The sequence below is a fragment of the Planktothrix sp. FACHB-1355 genome (genome assembly GCF_014748295.1).
In the GTDB taxonomy this organism is placed as follows: Bacteria; Cyanobacteriota; Cyanobacteriia; order Cyanobacteriales; family Aerosakkonemataceae; genus Aerosakkonema; species Aerosakkonema funiforme_A.
This window is the reverse complement of the sequence record NZ_JACJUP010001322.1, coordinates 1-1,750: the sequence shown is the minus strand read 5'-3', so window position 1 is coordinate 1,750 and position 1,750 is coordinate 1. Positions and strand designations below refer to the sequence as shown.

The 1,750-nt window shown below is 39.7% G+C and carries 3 protein-coding genes; 1 reads left to right on the top strand and 2 read right to left on the bottom strand.

Features of this window, described 5'->3' with window-relative positions; translation table 11 throughout:
* Positions 1-7 precede the first annotated feature (7 nt).
* Both H6S82_RS32005 and H6S82_RS32000 read right to left on the bottom strand, forming a co-directional pair.
* Positions 8-199 (bottom strand): hypothetical protein, encoded by a 192-nt coding sequence (locus tag H6S82_RS32005; RefSeq protein WP_190471633.1) that lies wholly within the window; start codon positions 197-199, stop codon positions 8-10.
* Between the two features lie 22 nt (positions 200-221).
* A complete protein-coding gene (locus tag H6S82_RS32000) occupies positions 222-761 on the bottom strand; it encodes a hypothetical protein (RefSeq protein ID WP_190471635.1) in 540 nt (179 codons plus the stop codon).
* 139 nt (positions 762-900) lie between these two features.
* Between H6S82_RS32000 and H6S82_RS31995 the strand changes: the two genes are divergently transcribed.
* On the top strand, positions 901-1,750 hold an 850-nt coding region (locus H6S82_RS31995; protein WP_191057406.1), incomplete at its 3' end, for a DUF262 domain-containing protein.

The following is a 1,750-nucleotide window of genomic DNA, read 5'->3' as shown; positions in this document are numbered from 1 at the left end:
CTAATTTCTATGCCGTTGCTGCCTTTTTATCCAATTCATCTTTCGATCGATTTGTCTCAGAATGAGATATTTCTGAGTCTGCAATATCATCCTCAAAAACTTCCGGGCAGTATTTTTTCAGATTCTCCAAAAACTGCTCAGGCGTAACTTCTGCGAAATGTTTGTAAAGAATATCAGCACATTTTTTAGGGTCAAGCATTTTACCATTATTTAATTCCTCATTATAATCTTACCAAACGCGACTCCTCAATCAGAGAAGTATCTCTGACGGCTATCTGCACATGAGCGCGATCGAAAATAGCGGAATTGGGATAAACAGGCTCACCCTCTAGGAAAACCGCTCGAATTGTACGAGGTATCTGACCCTGTTCGCCAAGAACTTCAACAATATAGTTAAAGCAGGCACAATCTAGCCGATGCGCTTTCGATCTCTGAGGGTTCTGTCGAGGTAAAGGTCTGTTGCCTTGCGAGTACTCCTCTACAAATGAGTTGTAGATGTTCCTGATAAGCGGAAACCAGCTAATGTCCACTAAATCGATGCAGTCATCCAAGCGGATAGTGGAACGAATTACAGCCGGATTTGCAGGATGTTGCTGCTTGGCCCATTCCCAAGCGCGTACTGGCGCATCTTGAAAGAAATAAACCCCTGTTCCCAGCCAGTCGTAGTCATTGGAACTAACGTTAAAACCTTGCTGAATAATTGTTGCCGCTGCCTCCGTATTTGTACCGTGATAGCCGTAGACTCGAATCGTTTCAGACACTCAAAAACTCCTCACTAGGTTATGCGATCGTAGCCACAAAATTTATCTGTTCTCTCATGTTAAATAGAACCAAAAATCTGGAAAAATTGAGATAGGGATTTCCCGCCAAGCTCTATTTTAAACAAGAGGTAGATAGACGATGCCAGCAATCAAAAATTTTGACAATACCACAGAAGCACTACTCGATTTGTTAAGAAGCACAAAGGAAGGAAAAACTCAGTTACCTGATTTTCAACGCTCTTGGGTTTGGAACGATGAACAAATACGCAGCCTTCTAGCTAGTATTTCCTTATCGTATCCTGTTGGAGTAGTAATGATGCTGCAAACAGGTAATCCTGATGTGCGGTTTCAATCTCGACCGATTGAAGGTGTTACACTTAATAACTCCATACAACCAGAACGATTAATATTGGATGGGCAGCAGCGATTAACATCTCTTGTTCAATCACTTCTTTTAGGCAAACCAGTCATTACTAAAGATGCACGAGGCAAAAATATTCACCGATGGTATTATATTAATATTGTTAAAGCTCTCGATCCAAATTTTGAACGAGAAGAAGCAATTGTAAGTTTGCCGGAAGACAAAATTATTCGTAATTTTCGTGGCGTTATTGAGGAAGACTACTCAACGCCTCAAAAAGAATATGAAAATAGTCTATTTCCTGTAGCGCAAATTTCTGATTATTCTGATTGGATGACCAACTATAACGAATTTTGGGATTACGACAGGGAAAAAGTCAAGCTATTCAATAAATTCAACCAAGAAATTATCAAACCTTTTGAACAGTACCAAGTACCAGTAATTTTATTACGTAAAGAAACACCAAGAGAAGCAGTTTGTCAAGTTTTTGAAAAAGTAAATACAGGCGGCGTATCGCTTACAGTTTTTGAATTGATAACTGCTACTTTTGCGGCTAATGAGTTCGACTTGCGAGAAGATTGGGCTAAACGAGAAAAGGAACTGAAAAAACCTCAATATCAGGTTTTAA

Excerpts from the sequence above, each read along its gene's own strand:
- H6S82_RS32005 (WP_190471633.1), bottom strand. The coding sequence starts at position 199 with ATGCTTGACCCTAAAAAATGTGCTGATATTCTTTACAAACATTTCGCA.